Here is a 20,843-nt window from a genome sequence, read left to right on the forward strand (position 1 = left end):
TGGGTCCTGTGCCGGATGCGCGGTCCGGGAGCTGGGTGGGTCCTGTGCCGGATGCGCGGTCCGGGAGCTGGGTGGGTCCTGTGCCGGATGCGCGGTCCGGGAGCTGGGTGGGTCCTGTGCCGGATGCGCGGCCCGGGACCCGGGTGACTCCTGGGCCGGTCACTGCGCCCGGGACCCGGGAGGCTCCCGTGCCGGGCGCCGCCGCGGACGCGCCGGTGACCGCCGAGGAGTTGCTGGCCGAGGTCCGCTCCTGCCAGCAGGTCTCCCGGGGCAGGTACCGCACGGACGCCAACCGCTCGAAGGCCACCGTCCCCGTCTGCGCCACCGCGGACGCCGTGTTCTGGAAGGCGGACATGGACATCGACTGCGACGGCCGCCGGACCAAGGCATGCAACACGCGGACCGACCCCCACTTCCAGCCGCAGACCGCCTTCCCGACCTCCCGCGGCAAGCCGTTGAACTCGGCCGCCCTGCCGTTCGTGGTGGTGCCGGCGCCCGGCCGGCTCTGGGACTACCGGAAGTCCGGGCTGACCGGCGGGAGCGTCGTCGCCGTGGTCCACCGCGACCGGGTGCGGTACGCCGTCATCGGCGACACCGGCCCCGCCGGGATCATCGGCGAGGGGTCGTACGCGCTGGCGAAGGAGCTGTCCATCGACCCCCACCCGACGACCGGCGGAGCCGCCTCCGGTGTCACGTACATCGCGTTCAAGGACTCCCGCGTCTCGCCGATCGAGAGCCGGGCCAAGGCCGGGCGCCGGGGCGAGGCGCTGGCGAGGGCGTTCGTCGGCCGCGAGTGAGAGGCCCGGCCGTCAGAGGGCGGTGAGGATGCGCGGGCCGTCGTCCGTGAGGGCCACCGTGTGCTCGGCGTGCGCGGCCCGGCTGCCGTCGGTCGTCCGCAGCGTCCAGCCGTCCGGGTCGTGGCGGAAGTCGTCGAGGCCGCCGCCGAGCAGCATCGGCTCGATGGCGAGGACCATCCCGTGGCGCAGCGGCATGCCACGCCCGGGCCGTCCCTCGTTCGGCACGGACGGGTCCTCGTGCATCGAGCGGCCGATGCCGTGGCCGCCGTACCCGTCGAGGATGCCGTAACCCGCCTTGCGGCAGACCGTGCCGATCGCGTGGGCGATGTCGCCGATCCGGTTGCCGACGACCGCCGCCGCGATGCCCGCCTCCAGTGCGGCGAAGGCCGCGTCGATCAGCTCGGTGTCGGCGCGGCGGACGGTGCCCACGGTGAAGCTGACCGCCGCGTCACCCGCCCAGCCGCCGAGGAGGGCGCCCGCGTCCACGCTGACCAGGTCGCCGTCGCGCAGCGGCTCGGCGGAGGGGATGCCGTGCACGACCGCGTCGTTGACGGAGACGCAGATGACGGCCGGGAACGGGGTGGGCGCGAAGTGTGGCCGGTAGTTCAGGAACGGCGAGGAGGCCCCGGCCTCGCGCAGCACCTCGCGGGCCGCCTCGTCCAGCTCGCGGGGGGTCACCCCGACCGCGGCGACCTCCCGCGCGCGGGCCAGGATCCGCGCGACGACCCGGCCGGACTCGCGCATCGCTTCCAGGGATGTGTCTGTCTTGATGTGCACCATGCCCATTATTATACCGGTCGAGGCGGTATAGTAATGACGGTATAAGAATGGGGGGCCGTAGTAGAGTGGCCTCATGGTCCGCACCCCCTTGACCCCCGAAGAGCGCCTCCGCGGCGAACGGCTCGGCCTGCTGCTCCGCGAGGCGCGCGGGGGCCGCAGCATGGTCGCCGTCGCGGCGAGCGCCGGTATCTCCGCCGAGACCCTCCGCAAGATCGAGACCGGCCGCGCGCCCACCCCGGCGTTCTTCACGGTCGCCGCCCTCGCCGGGGCCCTCGGCCTCTCCATGGAAGAGCTGCTCGGCCGGTGCGCCCCCGAACCCGCCGCCGTACCCCTGATCGCGTGAGCGCCTCCGGCGGCACTCTCCATCAGGCGGTGCGTAGGCTCACGCCTGTGACTCTCCAGGACTTCGCCCGCAGCGAATACGTCAGCCTCACCACCTACCGCAAAAACGGCGCGCCCGTCGCCACGCCCGTATGGGCCGCGGCCGAGGGCGAGGTGCTGTACGTGTGGACCCGCTCCGACTCGTGGAAGGTCAAGCGGCTCCGCGACAACGCCGAGGTCGCCGTCACCGTCTGCGACGTACGCGGCCGGATCGCCGAGGGCGCCCCGAGCGCCCGGGGCACCGCACGCCTCCTCGACGCCGACGGGACCCGCGAGGTGCGCAAGCTGCTGGCCCGCAAGTACACCTGGAAGTTCTGGCTCGTGGACTGGCCCGCCACCGTGGCCCGCCTGGGCAAGCGCCCGCACACCGGGATCGCCGTCACCTTCTGAGCCCGCCCCGCCGTCGCGTACAGGGGGCGCACGGCGCGGGTGCCGTGCGCCTGGCGCAGCGCGGACGAAAACCGCGCGTAGTCGTCCCGTAACACACCTGCGGTCGAATGCCTGCGGACTGGAACGCTCCGGTCGACGGTCGGCGAGGGCGACGATGACGGTGCATCAGCAAGCGGTGGAGACAGGCGCGTTCGCGCACTACCTACAGGATCTGACAGCACGACTTGACCCAGGACGCGGGTGGTACGGGGTCTTCACCCGGCGCGACCCCCGGGGGATGCGGGCCTGCCTCGACGGGGTGGATATCCCGCCCTGGGACGTCGTTGAGTCGCTGCTCGCCGACCTGGCCGCGCTCCACGGCACGTACTTCGCCGAGCAGGTCTCGGTCCGGGCCGCCGCGCTGTACTCCGCCTCCGCCGCCGCCCACGACCGGCGGCCCGGCGGGCGCCAGGAGCTGGTCCACCGGCTGGAGTTGATGATCCGCGAGCAGGGCCGGGCGGCGGAGCGGCTGCGCGAGGCGGGGACCGCGGGCGCGGACCCGGCCGACCCGGAGGCGCTGGCCTGGGCCCACGACGACCACCGGCGCGCCTCGGCCAGGTGCGCGGAGCTGCGCAAGCGGCTGACGGCGGTGACGGTTCCGCAGCCGAGGCCCGGGACGGACCCGGGACGCCGTTCCGGTCCGGGCGGTCCGGGGGGCGTGGAGATGCCGGAGGCCGTGAGGTCGCCGGGTGGTGTGACGGTGCCGGAGGCCGTGAGGTCGCCGGGGGGCGTGGCGGCGCCGGAGGCCGTGGAGATGCCGGAGGCCGGAAGGTCACCGGGGGGCGTGGCGGCGCCGGAAGCCGTGGAGATGCCGGAGGCCGTGAGGTCGCCGGGTGGTGTGACGGTGCCGGAGGCCGTGAGGTCGCCGGGGGGTGTGACGGCGCCGGAGGCCGTGGAGATGCCGGAGGCCGGAAGGTCACCGGGGGGCGTGACGGTGCCGGAAGCCGTGCACACGCCGGAGGCCGTACCCGAGCCCGTGCCGGCCCCCGGGGCCTTCGGGCGGTCCCGGTCCCGGAAGCCCGCCGCCTCCTCCCGGCGGACGAAGCCGCGCGGTGCCCGGTTCGCCGGTCTCGATGTGGACGACGAGGAGGAAGCCGGGTACGCCCCCTCGCCCGTCCCCGCGCCGCCGCCGTCCCCCACCGCCGCCGGCTCCACCCCGCGCGGCGCCCGCTTCGGCGGCGGGTCTGCCGAGGAGGCGGAGGAGGACAGGGCCCCCGCGCCGGCCGCCCCGCCGGACCCGGAGACGGGCGCGGCCGTGGCCGCCGCCGTCGAGCGGCTGGCCCGGCTCCGTGCTCAGGGGCGCAGCGGCGAGGCCCATGTCGTGCTCTGCGAGGTCGCGGCCTGGCCCGCGCCCCGGCTGCCGGTGCTCGCGGTCGCCCTGCACCGGGCCGGCCTCGCCGCCGACTGGACGACCCTGCTCTGGGAGGCGTCCTCGCTGCCGCCCGCCGGGTTCGCCGCCGCGGCGGGCGCGCTGGTCGCGGCGGGCCGCCACGACGACTGCGGGCTGCTCCTCCGCCAGGGGGTGGCCCGACCCGCCGCCGAGGTGGCCGAGGCGGTCCTCGCCCTGGACGGCGCGGGCCACCAGGGCGAGGCGCGGGCGCTGCTCGGCGCCTTCGTCCGCGTACGTACGGCGCGGGAGGCGGCCGAGATCGCGGAGGGCGGCGGACACCGCGTCCTGCCGGAGCTGCTGGCGGCGGCCCGGGAAGTGTCCGTGGAGCGGGAATGGGACCTGGTCCACGCGCTGCGGGTGGCGGGTGTGCCGGGGGTGTGAGGCGGCGGGGGAGCGGTGGTGGCGGGTGCCGGGGCGCAGACGGGTGCGTCGGCGGCCCGGCCCGCGCCGGTGACGGCTCAGAGCACCTCGGAGGTGGTACGCCGATAGGTCGAGCGCCGGTCCTCGATGGCCGCCCAGCGGTCCCCGTACACCGTCTCGCGCACCCCCTCCTCGCGCAGGAAGTCGTGCGGGAACCCCAGCGGCACCGCGCTCACCGTGTCGAGCCGCTCCACGGCCGCCGTGTCCAGCTCGACGTCCAGACAGCCGAGGGCGTCGGTGAGCTGCTCCGGGGTGGACGGGCCGAGGATCGGGACGATGTTCCCCGGGCGGCCGCGCAGCCAGGCGAGCGCCACGGCGGCCGGGCTCCAGCCGCCCTCCCGGGCGATCTCGACGACGGCCCGCACGGTCTCCCGGGCGCGCAGCTCCGCCTCGTCGGCCCCGCCCACCGCCTCTTCCTCCTGGCGGCCGGTCAGGCGGCCCCGGGCGAGCGGGCTCCAGGCGAAGACGGTCTGGTCGAAGGCGCGGGCCTGCGGGAGCAGTTCACGCTCCGGAGTCCGCTCCAGCAGGCTGTAGCGCAGCTGCGAACCCGTGAACGGCGTCCAGCCGCGCAGTTCGGCGACCGTACTGGCCTGGGCGATCTCCCAGGCGGGCCAGTCCGACACCCCCACGTACAGCACCTTGCCCGTGCGGACGAGGTCGTCGAGGGCGCGCATGACCTCCTCCACCGGGGTGAAGTTGTCCCGGGCGTGCACCCACAGGACATCGAGCCGGTCGGTCCGCAGCCGCGCCAGGCTCGCCTCCACGGACTGCACCAGGTTCTTGCGGTGGTTGCCGCCGGAGTTGACGTCGCCCGGCCTGGTGGCGCAGGTGTACTTGCTGGCGAGGACGAGCGCGTCGCGGCGGTCGCCCAGCAGCTCGCCGAGGACCGTCTCGGAGGTGCCGGCCGCGTAGATGTCCGCCGTGTCCAGGAAGTTCCCGCCCGCATCCAGGTAGGCGTCCAGGATGTGCCCGGAGGTCTCCCGTACGGCCGCGTGGCCGGATTCGTGCCGGCCGAGGGTCATGGCGCCCAGCGCGAGCTCGCTGACGCGCAGACCGGTCCTGCCGAAGAGTGTGCAGCGCATGAAGGATCCTTTTCGCTCGGCCGGTGCGGGGTGATGCCCGTTGATCTCCGGAGGCTACGAGCTGGAGTGCGCTTCAGGGCAACTCCCTCGCGGACTTCGCGGACCCGCCGCGCATGCGGGAAGTGATGCGTACCGTGTCCGTTGTGGACCGCTCGGGTGCGAAACATGATCGACTCCGCCGGTTCACGGCGATGGTCTTGCCCCGCCGGACGGAGAGGCTTACGTTCTCCATCCATGCACCGATCTACGTGCGTAGAAATCGCGTAGAGGCTCTCTGACGCCGCGTCGAAGGAGCAGCTCATGTCCCACGTCGTACGCGCCGCACTCGTCCAGGCGACCTGGACCGGCGACACCGAATCCATGATCGCCAAGCATGAGGACCATGCGCGCGAGGCCGCCCGGCAGGGGGCGAGGATCATCGGGTTCCAGGAGGTGTTCAACGCCCCCTACTTCTGCCAGGTCCAGGAGCCCGAGCACTACCGCTGGGCCGAACCGGTCCCGGACGGGCCGACCGTCCGCCGGATGCGGGAGCTCGCCCGTGAGACCGGCATGGTGATCGTGGTCCCGGTCTTCGAGGTCGAGCAGTCCGGCTTCTACTACAACACCGCCGCCGTGATCGACGCCGACGGCTCGTACCTCGGCAAGTACCGCAAGCACCACATCCCGCAGGTCAAGGGGTTCTGGGAGAAGTACTACTTCAAGCCCGGGAACATCGGCTGGCCGGTCTTCGACACCGCCGTCGGCAAGGTCGGCGTCTACATCTGCTACGACCGGCACTTCCCCGAGGGGTGGCGCCAACTGGGACTCAACGGAGCCCAGTTGGTCTACAACCCGTCCGCCACCTCGCGCGGCCTCTCCGGCTACCTCTGGCAGCTGGAACAGCCCGCCTCCGCCGTCGCCAACGAGTACTTCGTCGCCGCGATCAACCGGGTCGGCCAGGAGGAGTACGGCGACAACGACTTCTACGGCACCAGCTACTTCGTCGACCCGCGCGGTCAGTTCGTCGGCGACGTCGCCAGTGACAAGGAGGAGGAACTCCTCGTGCGCGACCTGGACTTCGGCCTGATCGAGGAGGTCCGCCAGCAGTGGGCCTTCTACCGGGACCGACGACCCGACGCCTACGACGGGCTGGTGGAGCCGTGAGCGGACTGTACGAGCGCCACCTCGCCGTCAGCCCGCAGTGGCTGGCCCTCTACTACCGCCACCCCATCGAACTCACCCACGGCGAGGGCCGGTACGTCTGGGACGCGGACGGCAACCGCTATCTGGACTTCTTCGGCGGCATCCTCACCACCATGACCGCCCACGCCCTGCCCGAGGTCACCAAGGCGGTGTCCGAGCAGGCCGGGCGGATCATCCACTCCTCCACGCTCTACCTCAACCGCCCGATGGTGGAACTCGCCGAGCGGATCGCCACCCTCTCGGGCATCCCCGACGCCCGGGTCTTCTTCACCACCTCGGGCACCGAGGCGAACGACACCGCCCTGCTGCTCGCCACCGCCTACCGCAGGTCCAACCAGATCCTCGCGCTGCGCAACAGCTACCACGGCCGCTCCTTCTCGGCCGTCTCCATCACCGGCAACCACGCCTGGTCACCCACGACGCTGTCCCCGCTGCAGACGCTGTACGTCCACGGGGGCGTCCGCACCCGGGGGCCGTACGCGGAGCTGAGCGACGAGCGGTTCATCCGGGCGTGCGTCGCCGATCTGGAGGACCTCCTCGGGCACACCCGGGAGGCCGCGGCGCTGATCGCCGAACCGATCCAGGGCGTCGGCGGCTTCACCTCGCCGCCCGACGGGCTGTTCGCCGCGTTCCGCGAAGTCCTGGACCGCCACGGCATCCTGTGGATCTCCGACGAGGTGCAGACCGGCTGGGGACGCACCGGCGAACACTTCTGGGGCTGGCAGGCGCACGCCGAGCACGGGCCGCCGGACATCCTCACCTTCGCCAAGGGCATCGGCAACGGCATGTCCATCGGCGGGGTCGTCGCCCGCGCGGAGGTGATGAACTGCCTGGACGCCAACTCCATCTCCACGTTCGGCGGTTCACCCGTCACCATGGCGGCCGGCCTGGCCAACCTCTCGTACCACCTGGAGCACGACCTCCAGGGCAACGCGCGGCGCGTGGGCGGGCTCCTCATCGAGCGGCTGCGGGGGATCGCGGCCGGTTCCGCCGCCGTACGCGAAGTGCGCGGCCGGGGCCTGATGATCGGCATCGAGCTGGTGAAGCCCGGCATCGACGAGGCCGATCCGGAGGCAGCCGCGGCCGTCCTCGAAGCGGCGCGCGCGGGCGGACTGCTCATTGGCAAGGGCGGCGGCCACAACACCAGCGTGCTGCGGATCGCCCCGCCCCTCACGCTGACCGTCGCCGAGGCCGAGGAGGGCGCGTCGGTCCTCGGCGACGCCCTGCGGGCCGCCGGCTGACCGACCTACGAGCGCCGACCGGACAGCGTACGGGCGTCCACGTGTGTGGACGCCCGTACCGCCATCGCAAGGAGGTACCCATGAGCCGCACCGTCATCCACGGTGGACTGGTCATCACCGCGTCCGACGAGATCCACGCCGACGTCCTCGTCGAGGGCGGGCGGATCGCCGCACTCGCCGCCCACGGCACCGAAGCGGCACAGAGCTGGAGCGCCGACCGCAGGATCGACGCCACCGGCAAGTACGTCGTCCCCGGCGGCGTCGACGCGCACACCCACATGGAGATGCCGTTCGGCGGCACCTACGCCGCCGACACCTTCGAGACCGGCACCCGGGCCGCCGCCTGGGGCGGGACCACCACCATCGTGGACTTCGCGATCCAGAGCGTGGGCGAGTCCCCGCGCCAAGGCCTCGACGCCTGGTACGCCAAGGCCGACGGCAACTGCGCCATCGACTACGGCTTCCACATGATCCTCGCGGACGTGAACCCCTCCTCGCTCAAGGAGATGGACCGCCTCGTCGCCGAAGGGGTCACCTCCTTCAAGCTGTTCATGGCGTACCCCGGCGTCTTCTACTCCGACGACGGCCAGATCCTGCGGGCCATGCAGCGGGCCTCCGGCAACGGCGGGCTGATCATGATGCACGCGGAGAACGGCATCGCCATCGACGTCCTGGTCGAACAGGCGCTCGCCGAGGGCCGCACCGACCCCCGCTACCACGGAGACGTCCGCAAGGTCGCCCTGGAGGCCGAGGCCACCCACCGCGCCATCCAGCTCGCCCGGGTCGCCGGCGCCCCGCTCTACGTCGTCCACGTCTCCGCCGACGAGGCCGTCGCCGAGATCGCCGCCGCCCGCCACCGGGGGCTGCCGGTCTTCGGCGAGACCTGTCCGCAGTACCTGTTCCTGTCCACCGACAACCTCGCCGAGCCGGACTTCGAGGGCGCCAAGTACGTCTGCTCCACCCCGCTGCGCCCCAAGGAGCACCAGGAGGCGCTGTGGCGGGGCCTGCGGAACAACGAGCTCCAGGTCGTCTCCACCGACCACTGCCCCTTCTGCTTCGCCGGCCAGAAGGAGATGGGCCGTGGCGACTTCTCCAAGATCCCCAACGGGATGCCGGGCGTCGAGCACCGGATGGATCTGCTGCACCAGGCCGTCGTGGACGGCCACATCACCCGCCGCCGCTGGATCGAGATCGCCTGCGCCTCCCCGGCCCGGATGTTCGGCCTCTACCCGAAGAAGGGCACCATCGCCCCGGGCGCCGACGCCGACATCGTGGTCTACGACCCGGGCGCCGAACAGACCATCTCGGCGCAGACGCACCACATGAACGTCGACTACTCGGCGTACGAGGGCAGGCGTGTCACCGGCCGGGTCGAGACGGTGCTCTCCCGGGGCGTGCCGGTGATCAAGGACCGCGCTTACGTGGGCCACGCGGGGCACGGGGTCTATCTGCCGCGTGGCATCAGCCAGTTCGTGAACTGAGCCGGGGGTGTCCGGCGGGCGGTGCAGTCGTCCTCCAGCGAGGATGCAGCGGCCGGCGGGAGGCTGGCGGCGGTACTGCCGTCGCCGTGGCGGCAGCGCGTCACGGGAGGGAGTCACTGTGTCCCAGTCGGTCCGGAGGGCCCAGGCGGCCCAGTAAACGTACAGCCAGGTCGGTGGAGACCTCTACGCCGAGGTCCAGACGTACTACGCGTCCCCCTGCTGCCCCTCGCGTCCGCCTGTCGCACCGAGGGCCACGAAGTCATCGTGGCCGCGCCGCAGGAGGACGTCGCCGCCGTCACCGAGCACGGCCTGCCCGCCTTCGCGATGTCGGAGATGGGCGTCTTCAAGGCCATGTTCTGGGACCGCGACGGCAACAAGCTGGACCGCCCCCGGGGCGAGGGCGCCGAGTCCGCTGCTGCCCGCCCGGCCCGGCACGGCGGAGGCGGACCGCCGGTCGGTCCTGACGGCGGCGGCCCGCGTCTGGGCCGAGGGCCACGACCTGGACCTGCGGGCGGTGTCCGGCCTGTGGACCTGGTCCGTCGGCGGGGCGCGGAGACCGGCGGCCCTGGCCGGTGCGCCCGCATGACGGTCGTACGACGTCTGCTCGCGGCGACGGGCCACGCGCTGGCGGCCGCGGGCTGGATGTGGCTCGGGCTCGCGGGGGTGGGCCCGCCCCCGCCGCCCAGGCCCCTGCACCCGCCGCCCCCCGGGCACCCCGAACGCCTCTGCCCGGAGGTCCCCCTGACCGAGGGGAAAGGGCCCTGGAGCGGGAGCTGGCGCGTACGGCTCCCCGGGACGGCACCTGACCGGCCCGGCGGTCTTCCCCTGGCCCGGGAAGTGCTCCAGGATTGTGCCCCTCGCACGACGCGCGCTCGGGGCGCGGCGGGACAAGGCCCGGCATGCCCCGGTATGGAAGGATCTCCGGCAGCGCGTCACGCGAGGTCAGCGCCCGCGGAGACGATGCCGGCGCGCGTGAGCCCCCGGACAGGAGACCTCGCCATGGACTTCGGACTCGTTCTCCAGACCGACCCGCCCGCCTCCGCCGTCGTCGGCCTGATGCGCCGCGCCGAACGCAACGGCTTCCGCTACGGCTGGACCTTCGACTCGGCGGTGCTCTGGCAGGAGCCGTTCGTCATCCACAGCCGCATCCTGGAGCACACCGACCGGCTGACCGTGGGTCCGATGGTCACCAACCCGGGCACCCGCACCTGGGAGGTGACCGCCTCCACCTTCGCCACCCTCAACGACATGTACGGCAACCGCACCGTGTGCGGGATCGGGCGCGGCGACTCCGCGATGCGCGTCGCGGGCCGCCGGCCCAACACCCTGGCCCGGCTGGGGGAGGCCATCGACGCCATCCGGGACCTCGCCGAGGGCCGGGAGGCCACGGTCGACGGGCAGCCGGTGCAGATCCCCTGGGTGAAGGACGGGCGGCTGCCGGTGTGGATGGCGGCGTACGGGCCCAAGGCCCTGGCCCTGGCCGGGCAGAAGGCGGACGGCTTCATCCTCCAGCTCGCCGACCCCTTCCTCACCGAGTGGATGATCAAGGCGGTACGGGGCGCGGCGTCCGACGCCGGACGGGACCCGGACTCCCTCACGATCTGCGTCGCCGCCCCCGCCTACGTGGGCGACGACCTCGGCCACGCCCGCGAGCAGTGCCGCTGGTTCGGCGGGATGGTCGGCAACCACGTCGCCGATCTGGTCGCCCGCTACGGCGAGCACTCCGGCCTGGTGCCCGAGGCGCTCACCGCCTACATCCGGGGACGCTCCGGCTACGACTACAGCCACCACGGCCGGACCGGGAACCCGGACACCGCCTTCGTCCCCGACGAGATCGTCGACCGGTTCTGCCTGCTGGGACCCGCGGAGGCCCATATCGAGAGGCTGCGGGCGCTGCGGGACATGGGGGTCGACCAGTTCGCCCTCTACAACATGCACGACGCCCGCGAGGCGACCATCGACGCCTACGGGGCCGAGATCATCCCCGCCCTGGCCGGCTGAGGTCCGCGCCGCGGGCGCCCTGCCCCCGCGCGCTCACACCGGTTTGACGCTGCGGCCCAGCAGAGCCGTCACCTCCCCGGTCTCCTCCGCCGACGGAGTCCCGGCGGGCACTCAGCTCGCGGAGGGTGTTGAGACCACAGACCTCCGTCACCGTCAGCAGCCGGGGGTCGACGCCTCGAAAAGGCCTCGGTCAGCGCGTGCGAACCAGGGTGACCGGTACATTCGAGCGTACGCCGGGAGCGGGGGCGCCGCCCGGCGCGCGTACGGAGAGTGAAGCGCAGCGGTGTTTTCGGCCACGGAGCGTGGGGAGAGCTGCGGTGATCGCCCGGGATCACCTACGCACCAACCGCGTCACCCTGAGGCCCGGCGAGTCGGGCCAGTCCACCGTCCACTACGAGAAGCTCGGCACCGGTATCGGCGAGATCCATGTCCGCCCGTGACACCGGGGCCGTAGCCCCCTGAGGTAAGGGCAGCCGCAACGGCCCGAGTGGCCCGCGCGGTTGAGCGTGCCGCCTCTTCTCGTTACCCTCCAGTAAGTACGTGGGGGCGTGCCCGGGACGACCGGCCTGCCCCACGACCCGAGGGAGGCGGCACGCCCATGTCCTCAGCGGAGCCCACCGAGCAGACCGGCCCGGCCGTACGGTCGCATCCCGGGCACACCCCTCGTCCGGCCCCCCTGCCCGGACTGGCCGAGAGCGCGCGCCTGCTCGCCGACTCCGCCACCACCTCCAGCGCACTCGTCGCCGACGCCCTCGCTCGGATCGAGGCCGCGCAACCCACCCTCAACGCCTTCCGCCACCTGCGGGCCGAAGCCGCCCTCGCGGAGGCCGCCGAGGCCGACCGCCGGCTAGCGGCGGGGGAGCGGCTGCCGCTGCTCGGGGTGCCGGTCGCCGTCAAGGACGACACCGATGTGGCGGGCCTGCCCACGCACTTCGGCTGCGACGGCGAACGGCCCCCGGCCACCACCGACAGCGAGGCGGTCCGCAGGCTGCGCGCCGCCGGGGCCGTCATCGTCGGCAAGACCAACTCCTGCGAACTGGGCCAGTGGCCGTTCACCGAGGGCCCCGCCTTCGGTGCCACCCGCAACCCCTGGAACACCGCCCACACCCCGGGCGGCTCCTCCGGCGGATCGGCCGCCGCCGTCGCCGCGGGCCTGGTCCCCGCCGCCCTCGGCTCGGACGGCGCCGGGTCCGTCCGCATCCCCGCCGCCTGGACCCACCTCGTCGGCATCAAGCCCCAGCGCGGCCGCGTCTCGGTCCACCCGCACCACGACGCCTTCCAGGGCCTCACCGTCAACGGCCCGCTCGCCCGTACGGTCGCCGACGCCGCGCTCCTGCTGGACGCGGCCGCCGGCGCGCACCCCGAGGACTTCCACCGCCCGCCCGCCGTCCGCGCCTCCGACGCCGCCCGCCGCGACCCGGGCCGCCTCCGGATCGCCCTCGCCTGGCGGCCCCCGCTCACCCTCACCGGCGCCGGACCGGACCCCGAGGTGCGCCGGGCCGTCACCGACCTCGCCGAGACCCTCGCCCGGCTCGGCCACCACGTCGAGGAGGCCCGCCCCCGGTACGGGCTGATCGGCCTGGCCTTCGTCCCCCGCGCCACCGCCGGCATCGCCGAATTCGCCGCCCGCCACCCCGAACCGGCCCTCCTGGACCCGCGCACCCGCAGCGCCCTGCGGACCGGGACCCGGCTCGGCGGCCGGGTGGTGCGGGCCGCCCGCGCCCGCGAGGTGCGCCAGCACCGCCGGATCGGGGCCCTCTTCGACGCCTCCGGGTACGACGTGCTGCTCACCCCGACGACCGCGGCGCCCCCGCCCCGCATCGGCACCTACGACCGCCTCGGCGCCTGGCGCACCGACGTCACCATGGCCGCCGCCTGCCCCTACGCCTGGCCGTGGAACGTTCTCGGCTGGCCCGGGATCAACGTCCCGGCCGGCTTCACCCGCTCCGGCCTGCCCCTCGGCGCCCAGCTGCTCGGCCCCTCCCGCGGCGAGGAGCGGCTGATCGCGCTGGCCGCCCAGCTGGAGGACCACCTGCGCTGGTACCAGTACCGGCCGCCCGCCTTGTAACCCGGCGTCATTGCCCGCACACCGGAACCCGTACGGCCCGTGAAGCGGTGCGGGGGCCTTGTGGAGCCACGGGCGGTGACGAGATATCTTGATGTCAAGCAATGTTGCAGACGTGGAGCGGAGCACCCGGTGACTGACTCGACCATCATCTATACGCACACCGACGAGGCCCCTGCCCTGGCGACCTATTCGTTCCTGCCCGTCGTCGAGGCCTACGCCTCGACCGCAGGCGTCACGGTGGAGCGCCGTGACATCTCCCTCGCGGGGCGGATCATCGCCAGTTTCCCGGAGCACCTCAAGGCCGAGCAGCGTATCGATGACGCACTCGCCGAGCTCGGCGAGCTGGCCAGGACGCCCGGCGCGAACATCATCAAGCTGCCCAACATCTCGGCGTCGATCCCGCAGCTCAAGGCCGCGATCGCCGAGCTCCAGGAGCAGGGCTACGCGCTCCCGGACTACCCGGACGACCCGCGCACCGATGAGGACAAGGACGTCCGCGCCCGGTACGACAAGGTCAAGGGCAGCGCCGTGAACCCGGTGCTGCGCGAGGGCAACTCCGACCGCCGCGCCCCCGCGTCCGTCAAGAACTACGCCAAGGCCCACCCGCACCGCATGGGCGCCTGGAGCGCCGACTCGAAGACGAACGTCGCCACCATGGGCGTCGACGACTTCCGCTCGACCGAGAAGTCCGCGGTCGTCGCCGAGGACGGCTCGCTCCGCATCGAGCTGCACGGCGACGACGGCACCACCACCGTGCTGCGCGAGTCCGTACCCGTGCTCAAGGGCGAGGTCGTGGACGTGGCCGTCATGCGCGTCGCCGCGCTGCGCGAGTTCTTCACCGCGCAGGTCGCCCGCGCCAAGGTCGAGGGCGTGCTGTTCTCCGTGCACCTCAAGGCCACCATGATGAAGGTCTCCGACCCGATCATCTTCGGCCACGCGGTCCGCGCCTTCTTCCCGAACACCTTCGCCACGTACGGCGAGCAGCTCTCCGCCGCCGGTCTCACCCCCAACGACGGCCTGGGCGGCATCCTCAAGGGCCTGGACTCGCTGCCCGGCGTGGGCGCCGAGATCCAGGCGTCCTTCGAGGCCGAGCTCGCCGAGGGCCCGGCCCTGGCCATGGTCGACTCCGACAAGGGCATCACCAACCTGCACGTCCCCAGCGACGTCATCGTCGACGCCTCCATGCCGGCCATGATCCGCACCTCCGGCCACATGTGGGGCCCGGACGGCAACGAGGCCGACACCATCGCCGTCCTCCCCGACAGCAGCTACGCCGGTGTCTACCAGGTCGTCATCGACGACTGCCGGGCCAACGGCGCCTTCGACCCGGCGACCATGGGCTCGGTGCCCAACGTCGGTCTGATGGCGCAGAAGGCCGAGGAGTACGGCAGCCACGACAAGACCTTCGAGATCCCCGCCACCGGCACCGTGCGCGTCGTCGGCGCGGACGGCACCGTGGTGCTGGAGCAGGCCGTCGGCGCCGGTGACATCTTCCGGATGTGCCAGACCAAGGACGCGCCGATCCAGGACTGGGTCAAGCTCGCCGTCACCCGCGCCCGCGCGACCGGCAACCCGGCGGTGTTCTGGCTGGACGAGGGCCGCGCCCACGACGCCCACCTGATCGCCAAGGTCACCACGTACCTCGCCGACCACGACACCGACGGCCTGGACATCTCCGTCAAGACCCCGGAGGAGGCCACCGCCTTCTCCCTGGAGCGCATCCGCCGCGGCGAGGACACCATCTCCGTCACCGGCAACGTGCTGCGTGACTACCTCACCGACCTCTTCCCCATCCTGGAGCTCGGCACCAGCGCCAAGATGCTCTCCGTCGTCCCGCTGATGAACGGCGGCGGCCTCTTCGAGACCGGCGCGGGCGGCTCGGCCCCCAAGCACGTCCAGCAGCTCGTCAAGGAGAACTACCTGCGCTGGGACAGCCTGGGCGAGTTCCTGGCCCTCGCGGTCAGCTTCGAGCACCTGGCCACCACCACGGACAACGCGCGGGCCCAGGTCCTCGCCGACACCCTGGACCGGGCCACCGGCACGTTCCTCAACGAGGACAAGTCCCCGAGCCGTCGCCTCGGCGGCATCGACAACCGCGGCAGCCACTTCTACCTGGCCCTCTACTGGGCCCAGGAGCTGGCGCAGCAGACCGACGACGCCAAGCTCGCCGAGGCGTTCGCCCCGCTCGCCAAGACGCTGGCCGAGCAGGAGGAGACCATCGTCGCCGAGCTGGTCGCGGTGCAGGGCTCGCCGGCCGAGATCGGCGGCTACTACCAGCCCGACCCGGCCAAGGCCGAGGCGGTCATGCGCCCGTCCGCCACGTTCAACAAGGCGATCGCGAGCCTCGCCTGACCTGATGTAGGGCGGACCCGTCCGCTTGACCGTTCCGCCCCGGCGAGCCCCGTGCCCGCCGGGGCGGTTCGCGTTCGCCACTACGTCGGCACGCACCCCACCGCAGGGGAACCCGCGGATTTCACGTGATCGGGTGATCGACCAATCCGCCCGCCCCACGGTTCCGAATGACGACCGTGAGGATCACCCGGACAGCCCTGACCCGCGGAACGCTCGCAGCCCTGAGCGGGCTGCTGGCGGGATTCGCCGCCCTGACCGTCGCCGAACTGGTCTCGGCGGCCGTCAGGCCCGAAGCAAGCCCCGTGACAGCGGTCGGCGGGGCGGCCATCGACCGGACGCCCGCCGGGGTGAAGGACTTCGCGATCCGGAACTTCGGGGAGAACGACAAGTTCGTCTTGCAGTTGGGCATCGTCCTCACACTCGCCCTCCTCGCCCTCGCCGTCGGCGTGCTGGCGCTGCGCCACCGCCGTACCGGCTCCGCCGCCGTCCTGGCGTTCGGTGTGGTCGGCGCCGCATCGGCCGTCAGCCGCCCGGACTCCACCGGCATCGTCGACGGGCTTCCGTCGCTGGTCGGCGCGGTGGCCGGGGCGATCCTGCTGTACGTCCTCATCGGCAGGCTCACCCGGCCGCGCCGGATCGCCGGGCAGGAGCAGGAGGCGCACGAGGGCGGCTGGGACCGGCGGGGCTTCCTGGTCGCCGCCACCGCCGCGGCCGCCGCCTCCACGGTGGCGGGCGCGATCGGCCGGACCCTGAACGGCCGGAGCGCCCAGGACGCCGTCGCCTCCCGCGAGGCCGTGACGCTGCCCGCCCCGGCCTCGCCCGCCGAGGCGATCCCGGCGGGAGCGCAGCTGCGCGTTCCCGGCCTCCCCCCGTTCACCACCCCCAACAACACGTTCTACCGGGTGGACACCGCCCTGGTGGTTCCCAAGGTCGACGCGAACGCCTGGCGGCTGCGCATCCACGGCAAGGGCGTACGCCGAGACCTGGAGTTCACCTACCAGGACCTGCTGGACCGCCCGTTGATCGAACGCGAGATCACCCTCTGCTGCGTCTCCAACGAGGTCGGCGGCCCCTACATCGGCCACGCCAAGTGGATCGGCGTACGCCTGGCCGACCTGCTCAAGGAGGCGGGCGTCAAGCCGCCGTCCCGGGGCGGCAGGGCGGACCAGATCATCGCCCGCTCGGTGGACGGCATGACGCTCGGCACCCCCGTCGAGGACGTGATGGACGGCCGGGACGCGATGCTGGCCGTCGGCATGAACGGCGAACCGCTGCCCTTCGTCCACGGGTTCCCGGTCCGGATGCTCGTTCCCGGCCTGTACGGGTACGTCTCGGCCTGCAAGTGGATCGAGGACATCGAGCTGACCACGTTCGACGACTACGACGCGTACTGGGTGAAGCGCAAGTGGGCCCGCAAGGCGCCGATCAAGACCCAGTCCCGGATCGACACCCCCAAGCCCTTCGGGCGCCCCGAGGCCGGCACGGTCATGGTGGCCGGTGTGGCCTGGGCCCAGCACCGGGGGATCGAGAAGGTCGAGATCCGCGTCGACGACGGTCCGTGGCGCCCGGCCCAACTGGCCGAGGAGGACACCGTCGACACCTGGCGCCAGTGGTCCTACCCCTGGAAGGCCGCCCCCGGCGGCCACACCCTCACCGTCCGCGCCACCGACGGGACCGGCGAGGTCCAGACCGAGAAGCGCACCAAGACCGTCCCGGACGGTGCGAGCGGCTGGCACTCCGTCGTGGTCACCGTCGACTGACCCCGACAGACCACTCCCCAGAACCACTTCATCCCCTTTCCCCATCCGGACAACTCAGGAGAACTCCATGAACGCCCTTCGCCACCGCCGCGCAGCCGTCGCCGTCGTCGCCGCGGTGATCCTGCCCCTGTCGCTGACCGCCTGCTCCGAGGACAGCTCGGACAAGGCGTCCGACAGCTCGTCCGCGGCGGGCTCGACCCCCGCCGAGGAGTCGAAGCCGGCCGCCGGTGACGACGCGTCGATGGACAAGCCGTTCGGCCCCGCCTGTGCGACCGTCCCGAAGGACGGCGCGGGCAGCTTCGACGGGATGGCCCAGGACCCGGTCGCCACCGCCGCGTCCAACAACCCCGCGCTCTCCACGCTGGTCACCGCCGTGAAGAAGGCCGGTCTCGTCGACACCCTGAACAACGCGCAGAACATCACGGTGTTCGCGCCGACCAACGACGCCTTCGCCAAGATCCCGAAGGCCGACCTGGACGCGGTCCTCAACGACAAGGCGATGCTCACCAAGATCCTCACCTACCACGTCGTGGGCGAGAAGCTCACCCCGCAGCAGCTGGAGAGCGGCACCTTCGACACGCTGCAGAAGAGCACGCTGACCACGGCCGGCTCCGGCGAGTCGTACAAGGTCAACGACAGCGCCAACGTGGTCTGCGGCAATGTTCCGACCGCCAACGCCACCGTCCACATCATCGACACGGTGCTGATGCCGAAGTAGCCGGCAGCCCCACACCCCCGCGACACACCGCCCCGTCGTGGGAGGGCCACCACCATCGAAGGCCCTCCCACGGCGGGGCCTTCGCGCCCTCACGGCCCGAAGACCTTCTCCAGCGCCCGCTTCAACCCGCCCACCGTCGGCGGGCGGAGGCAGGCGCTCAGATACCCGTCCGGCCGTACCACGAACGCCGCCCCCTCCCCGGCCCCGTACCGGCGCGCGAACTCGCCCCGGCCGTCGTGGTGATGGGGGACCGCCGTCGCCCCGTCCGGGGCGCCGGCGGGCAGGATCCAGCGCGTCTCCATCCGGCCCTGGGTCAACTCCCCGGCCGCCGCCGCGAGATCGGTCGGCGTGTCACCGGCCGGGTGGTTCCCGTACACCAGCAGGACGTGTCCGCGCTCCCGCAGCAGGTCGTACAGCCGCACCGGATAGGCGGTGATGTCCCCGGTGAGGCCGCCGCAGTCCGGAGCCCGGTCGCCGGGCCGGAGCGTGGCCTCGTCACCCGGGGGCAGCGCCGTCACGAGCGGGCTCTGCCGGTAGCCGACCAGGAGTTGGGCCTCGCGGAGCAGCAGCGTCTCCAGGTCCGTCGGGTCGGCCTGCACACCCTCGGCGGCATGGCGGACGGTCCGGCCCACCACTTCCTCGCCGACCGGGCGCCGTTCGGCGTCGTAGCTCGACAGCAGGCCCGGGTGCGCGGCGTCCCCGACGGCCAGGGCCAGCTTCCACGCCAGGTTGCAGGCGTCCTGGACCCCGGTGTTCATGCCCTGGGCGCCGGTCGGCGGATGGATGTGCGCCGCGTCCCCGGCGACGAACACCCGGCCGTCCCCGTAACGGTCCACCAGCCGGTGGCTGATCCGGAACACCGAGGACCAGCGGAGCGCGGACGCGGTGACCGGCTCCGGCGCCAGCCGGTCCAGCACCTTCTGGATGTCGGCGAGGGCGGGAGGCGTGCCGCCTTCGAGGCCGTGGGCCACCCCGTCACCGCCCGCCGCCTCCGTCTGCCGCGCGGCGGACAGCTCCGGCGGCACCAGCATCGACATCCGGTAGCGGCCCTTCCCCGGCAGCGGGATGCAGACCAGCAGGTCGTCGACGGCGCCGTCCTCGCCGCGGTGCATCGACCGCACGCCGTACCCACCGGGCAGGTCCCAGCCCACCTCCACATCGGCGAGCATGTACTCCTCGGGGAACGCACCGCCCTCGAAGGTCAGCCCGAGCCCCTTGCGGACCACGCTGTGCGCGCCGTCGCACCCCACCAGGAACCGGGAGCGGACCTCCTCCTCGGCCCCGGACGCGATGGTGAGGCGGCTGGTCACTCCGGCGGGGTCCTGGGCGAACGCCACCAGCTCGGTCGAGCGCTCGATCCCGGTGCCCAAGTGCGCGAGGGACTCCTCCAGGATGCGCTCGGTCTCGTACTGCGGCAGCGCGGCGAAGCCGTACGGCACCTCGGGCGGCAGGACGAGCTCGACCCGGCCCCGCTCGGTCCCGTTCACATACGTGAGCTGTCCGCGTAGGGGTACCGCCGCGTCCAGCACGTCCCGCACCAGGCCCATCCGGTCGAGGAGCTCCAGGGTGCGCGGCTGGATGCCGACCGCCTTGGCGTACGGCAGGCGGGCCGGGAGGCGGTCCACGATCCGGCAGGAGACCCCTGCTCGCCGCAGCTCGGCGGCGAGCGTCAGGCCGACCGGGCCGGCGCCCGCCACGAGTACATCGGTCGATCCGCTGCGTGCCACCGGGGCCTCCCGCCGTGGGCCCCCCTGGGTACGGTCCCCTCCATCGTCCTGCCGTCGGCGGACTCCGGCACCCGGGGGGCACACGGCCGGGCGTTCACGCCCCCGCGGGCGAGGGCGGCGGCACGGTCACCGCATGAGCCGCCGGGGCCCGGACTTCACGCCCCCGCGGGCGAGGACGGCGGGGTCATCGCCCACCGGATGGTCCTGGTCAGCGCCTTCCCGGCCGGCCGTACGCAGACCTCCTCGACCCCCGGCACCCGGGGCAGCCGCAGCGGCTCCCGGGCCCACGGCGGCAGCGCGGCCACGGCATTGGCGGCGAGTACGGCGTACGGGGGACGGGCCGGCCAGGGCAGCGGCGGGTGCAGCAGGATGAAGCGGGCCGCGTCCAGGGCCTCCTGGGTGGCGCGCAGCTCCGGGCGGTAGGCGGCGATGCGCCCGGCCAGCTCCGCGCGGTCGTGCGGCGGGTCGGGGACGCCGAGGGCGTGGGCCACCGTCGCCATGTCGTGGATGTACCCGTCGCACCCGGCGCCGTCCAACGGCCGCTCCCCGTACCGCTGGTGGGCGCGGAGGAAGCTGTCCACCTCGGCGATGTGCACCCAGCACAGCAGGTGCGGATCGGCCGCATGGTACGGCTCGCCGGAGGGTGCGGTCCCGCGTACCCGCTCGTGCACGGACCGTACGCGGTCCACCGCCTCCCGTGCGTGCTCGTCCGTGCCGAACGTGGTCACGGCCAGGAAGGTGCTGGTCCGCTGGAGCCGGCCCCAGGGATCGCCCCGGAACCCCGAGTGGCCTGCCACGGCGGCCATCGCCAAGGGGTGCAGCGACTGCAGGAGCAGGGCGCGCAGCCCGCCGATGAACATGGACGCGTCCCCGTGCACCCGGCGGACGGGCCGGTCCGGGCCGAACCAGCGGGGGCCGGGGGTGTCGTGGATACGGGCCCGGTTCTCCGGCCCCGAGGGGCCCGCCACCCGCGAGAACAGGCTCCTGCCGAGCCGTTCCCGTACACCGGAGCCTGGCGCCGCTCTGTCCATGGG

The 20,843-nt window shown here is 73.2% G+C and carries 17 protein-coding genes and 1 pseudogene; 14 read left to right on the top strand and 4 right to left on the bottom strand.

Going from position 1 to position 20,843, the window contains the following annotated elements:
* Positions 1–143: 143 nt before the first annotated feature.
* Positions 144–797, top strand: a complete 654-nt coding sequence (locus ACIQAK_RS32205) for a glycoside hydrolase family 75 protein (protein WP_401849603.1) — start codon at positions 144–146, stop codon at positions 795–797.
* A gap of 12 nt (positions 798–809) precedes the next feature.
* Here ACIQAK_RS32205 and map read toward each other — a convergent pair whose 3' ends face one another.
* The gene (gene map, locus ACIQAK_RS32210; protein WP_366390102.1) at positions 810–1,577 is read right to left on the bottom strand and encodes a type I methionyl aminopeptidase; all 768 of its coding nucleotides are present in this window, start codon (positions 1,575–1,577) and stop codon (positions 810–812) included.
* A 73-nt stretch (positions 1,578–1,650) separates the two neighbouring features.
* On the opposite strand from map, the gene ACIQAK_RS32215 reads away from it, so the two are divergent.
* The 3 genes from ACIQAK_RS32215 (at position 1,651) to ACIQAK_RS32225 (ending at position 4,158) form a co-directional block, all read left to right on the top strand.
* Entirely contained in the window at positions 1,651–1,920 is a 270-nt protein-coding gene (locus ACIQAK_RS32215) for a helix-turn-helix transcriptional regulator (protein ID WP_366390103.1), read from the top strand.
* 47 nt (positions 1,921–1,967) lie between these two features.
* Positions 1,968–2,348, top strand: coding sequence for a PPOX class F420-dependent oxidoreductase (locus tag ACIQAK_RS32220; RefSeq protein ID WP_366390104.1), 381 nt, complete (start codon positions 1,968–1,970; stop codon positions 2,346–2,348).
* Positions 2,349–2,502: 154 nt separating this feature from the next.
* Positions 2,503–4,158 (top strand): hypothetical protein, encoded by a 1,656-nt coding sequence (locus ACIQAK_RS32225; protein ID WP_366390105.1) that lies wholly within the window; start codon positions 2,503–2,505, stop codon positions 4,156–4,158.
* A gap of 77 nt (positions 4,159–4,235) precedes the next feature.
* Here the strand turns inward: ACIQAK_RS32225 and ACIQAK_RS32230 are convergent, their stop codons facing one another.
* Positions 4,236–5,279: an aldo/keto reductase gene (locus tag ACIQAK_RS32230; protein ID WP_366390106.1), complete on the bottom strand. Its 1,044-nt coding sequence runs from the start codon at positions 5,277–5,279 to the stop codon at positions 4,236–4,238.
* A gap of 300 nt (positions 5,280–5,579) precedes the next feature.
* On the opposite strand from ACIQAK_RS32230, the gene ACIQAK_RS32235 reads away from it, so the two are divergent.
* The 10 genes and pseudogenes from ACIQAK_RS32235 to ACIQAK_RS32280 all read left to right on the top strand — a co-directional run bounded on the left by ACIQAK_RS32235 (position 5,580) and on the right by ACIQAK_RS32280 (position 18,082).
* Complete coding sequence (locus ACIQAK_RS32235; protein ID WP_366390107.1) at positions 5,580–6,422, top strand: nitrilase-related carbon-nitrogen hydrolase; 843 nt, start codon at positions 5,580–5,582, stop codon at positions 6,420–6,422.
* Positions 6,419–7,702, top strand: a complete 1,284-nt coding sequence (locus tag ACIQAK_RS32240; protein WP_366390108.1) for an aspartate aminotransferase family protein — start codon at positions 6,419–6,421, stop codon at positions 7,700–7,702. The genes ACIQAK_RS32235 and ACIQAK_RS32240 overlap by 4 nt, the downstream gene beginning before the upstream one ends.
* Positions 7,703–7,782: 80 nt before the next feature.
* Positions 7,783–9,183: a dihydropyrimidinase gene (hydA, locus tag ACIQAK_RS32245; RefSeq protein ID WP_366390109.1), complete on the top strand. Its 1,401-nt coding sequence runs from the start codon at positions 7,783–7,785 to the stop codon at positions 9,181–9,183.
* A 582-nt stretch (positions 9,184–9,765) separates the two neighbouring features.
* Positions 9,766–9,921: pseudogene (locus ACIQAK_RS32250) on the top strand (DUF6059 family protein); the annotation flags it as partial.
* Positions 9,922–10,182: 261 nt separating this feature from the next.
* Positions 10,183–11,184, top strand: a complete 1,002-nt coding sequence (locus ACIQAK_RS32255; protein ID WP_366390137.1) for a TIGR03842 family LLM class F420-dependent oxidoreductase — start codon at positions 10,183–10,185, stop codon at positions 11,182–11,184.
* A 317-nt stretch (positions 11,185–11,501) separates the two neighbouring features.
* A complete protein-coding gene (locus ACIQAK_RS32260; protein ID WP_366390138.1) occupies positions 11,502–11,624 on the top strand; it encodes a hypothetical protein in 123 nt (40 codons plus the stop codon).
* A gap of 158 nt (positions 11,625–11,782) precedes the next feature.
* The gene (locus ACIQAK_RS32265; RefSeq protein WP_366390110.1) at positions 11,783–13,252 is read left to right on the top strand and encodes an amidase; all 1,470 of its coding nucleotides are present in this window, start codon (positions 11,783–11,785) and stop codon (positions 13,250–13,252) included.
* 129 nt (positions 13,253–13,381) lie between these two features.
* A complete protein-coding gene (locus ACIQAK_RS32270) occupies positions 13,382–15,604 on the top strand; it encodes an NADP-dependent isocitrate dehydrogenase (RefSeq protein WP_366390111.1) in 2,223 nt (740 codons plus the stop codon).
* 167 nt (positions 15,605–15,771) lie between these two features.
* Entirely contained in the window at positions 15,772–17,364 is a 1,593-nt protein-coding gene (locus ACIQAK_RS32275) for a molybdopterin-dependent oxidoreductase (RefSeq protein WP_366390112.1), read from the top strand.
* A 67-nt stretch (positions 17,365–17,431) separates the two neighbouring features.
* The gene (locus ACIQAK_RS32280) at positions 17,432–18,082 is read left to right on the top strand and encodes a fasciclin domain-containing protein (RefSeq protein ID WP_366390113.1); all 651 of its coding nucleotides are present in this window, start codon (positions 17,432–17,434) and stop codon (positions 18,080–18,082) included.
* A gap of 89 nt (positions 18,083–18,171) precedes the next feature.
* Here the strand turns inward: ACIQAK_RS32280 and ACIQAK_RS32285 are convergent, their stop codons facing one another.
* Positions 18,172–19,809, bottom strand: a complete 1,638-nt coding sequence (locus ACIQAK_RS32285) for an FAD-dependent monooxygenase (protein ID WP_366390114.1) — start codon at positions 19,807–19,809, stop codon at positions 18,172–18,174.
* A gap of 155 nt (positions 19,810–19,964) precedes the next feature.
* The gene (locus tag ACIQAK_RS32290) at positions 19,965–20,840 is read right to left on the bottom strand and encodes an oxygenase MpaB family protein (protein ID WP_366390115.1); all 876 of its coding nucleotides are present in this window, start codon (positions 20,838–20,840) and stop codon (positions 19,965–19,967) included.
* Positions 20,841–20,843: the final 3 nt, after the last annotated feature.

It is taken from the genome of Streptomyces sp. NPDC088706 (genome assembly GCF_044752765.1).
Classification (GTDB): Bacteria; Actinomycetota; Actinomycetes; order Streptomycetales; family Streptomycetaceae; genus Streptomyces.

Excerpts from the sequence above, each read along its gene's own strand:
- map (WP_366390102.1), bottom strand. The coding sequence starts at position 1,577 with ATGGTGCACATCAAGACAGACACATCCCTGGAAGCGATGCGCGAGTCC.
- ACIQAK_RS32265 (WP_366390110.1), top strand. The coding sequence starts at position 11,783 with ATGTCCTCAGCGGAGCCCACCGAGCAGACCGGCCCGGCCGTACGGTCG.
- ACIQAK_RS32225 (WP_366390105.1), top strand. The coding sequence starts at position 2,503 with ATGACGGTGCATCAGCAAGCGGTGGAGACAGGCGCGTTCGCGCACTAC.
- ACIQAK_RS32230 (WP_366390106.1), bottom strand. The coding sequence starts at position 5,279 with ATGCGCTGCACACTCTTCGGCAGGACCGGTCTGCGCGTCAGCGAGCTC.
- ACIQAK_RS32255 (WP_366390137.1), top strand. The coding sequence starts at position 10,183 with ATGGACTTCGGACTCGTTCTCCAGACCGACCCGCCCGCCTCCGCCGTC.
- ACIQAK_RS32290 (WP_366390115.1), bottom strand. The coding sequence starts at position 20,840 with ATGGACAGAGCGGCGCCAGGCTCCGGTGTACGGGAACGGCTCGGCAGG.
- ACIQAK_RS32235 (WP_366390107.1), top strand. The coding sequence starts at position 5,580 with ATGTCCCACGTCGTACGCGCCGCACTCGTCCAGGCGACCTGGACCGGC.
- hydA (WP_366390109.1), top strand. The coding sequence starts at position 7,783 with ATGAGCCGCACCGTCATCCACGGTGGACTGGTCATCACCGCGTCCGAC.
- ACIQAK_RS32280 (WP_366390113.1), top strand. The coding sequence starts at position 17,432 with ATGAACGCCCTTCGCCACCGCCGCGCAGCCGTCGCCGTCGTCGCCGCG.
- ACIQAK_RS32215 (WP_366390103.1), top strand. The coding sequence starts at position 1,651 with ATGGTCCGCACCCCCTTGACCCCCGAAGAGCGCCTCCGCGGCGAACGG.
- ACIQAK_RS32275 (WP_366390112.1), top strand. The coding sequence starts at position 15,772 with ATGACGACCGTGAGGATCACCCGGACAGCCCTGACCCGCGGAACGCTC.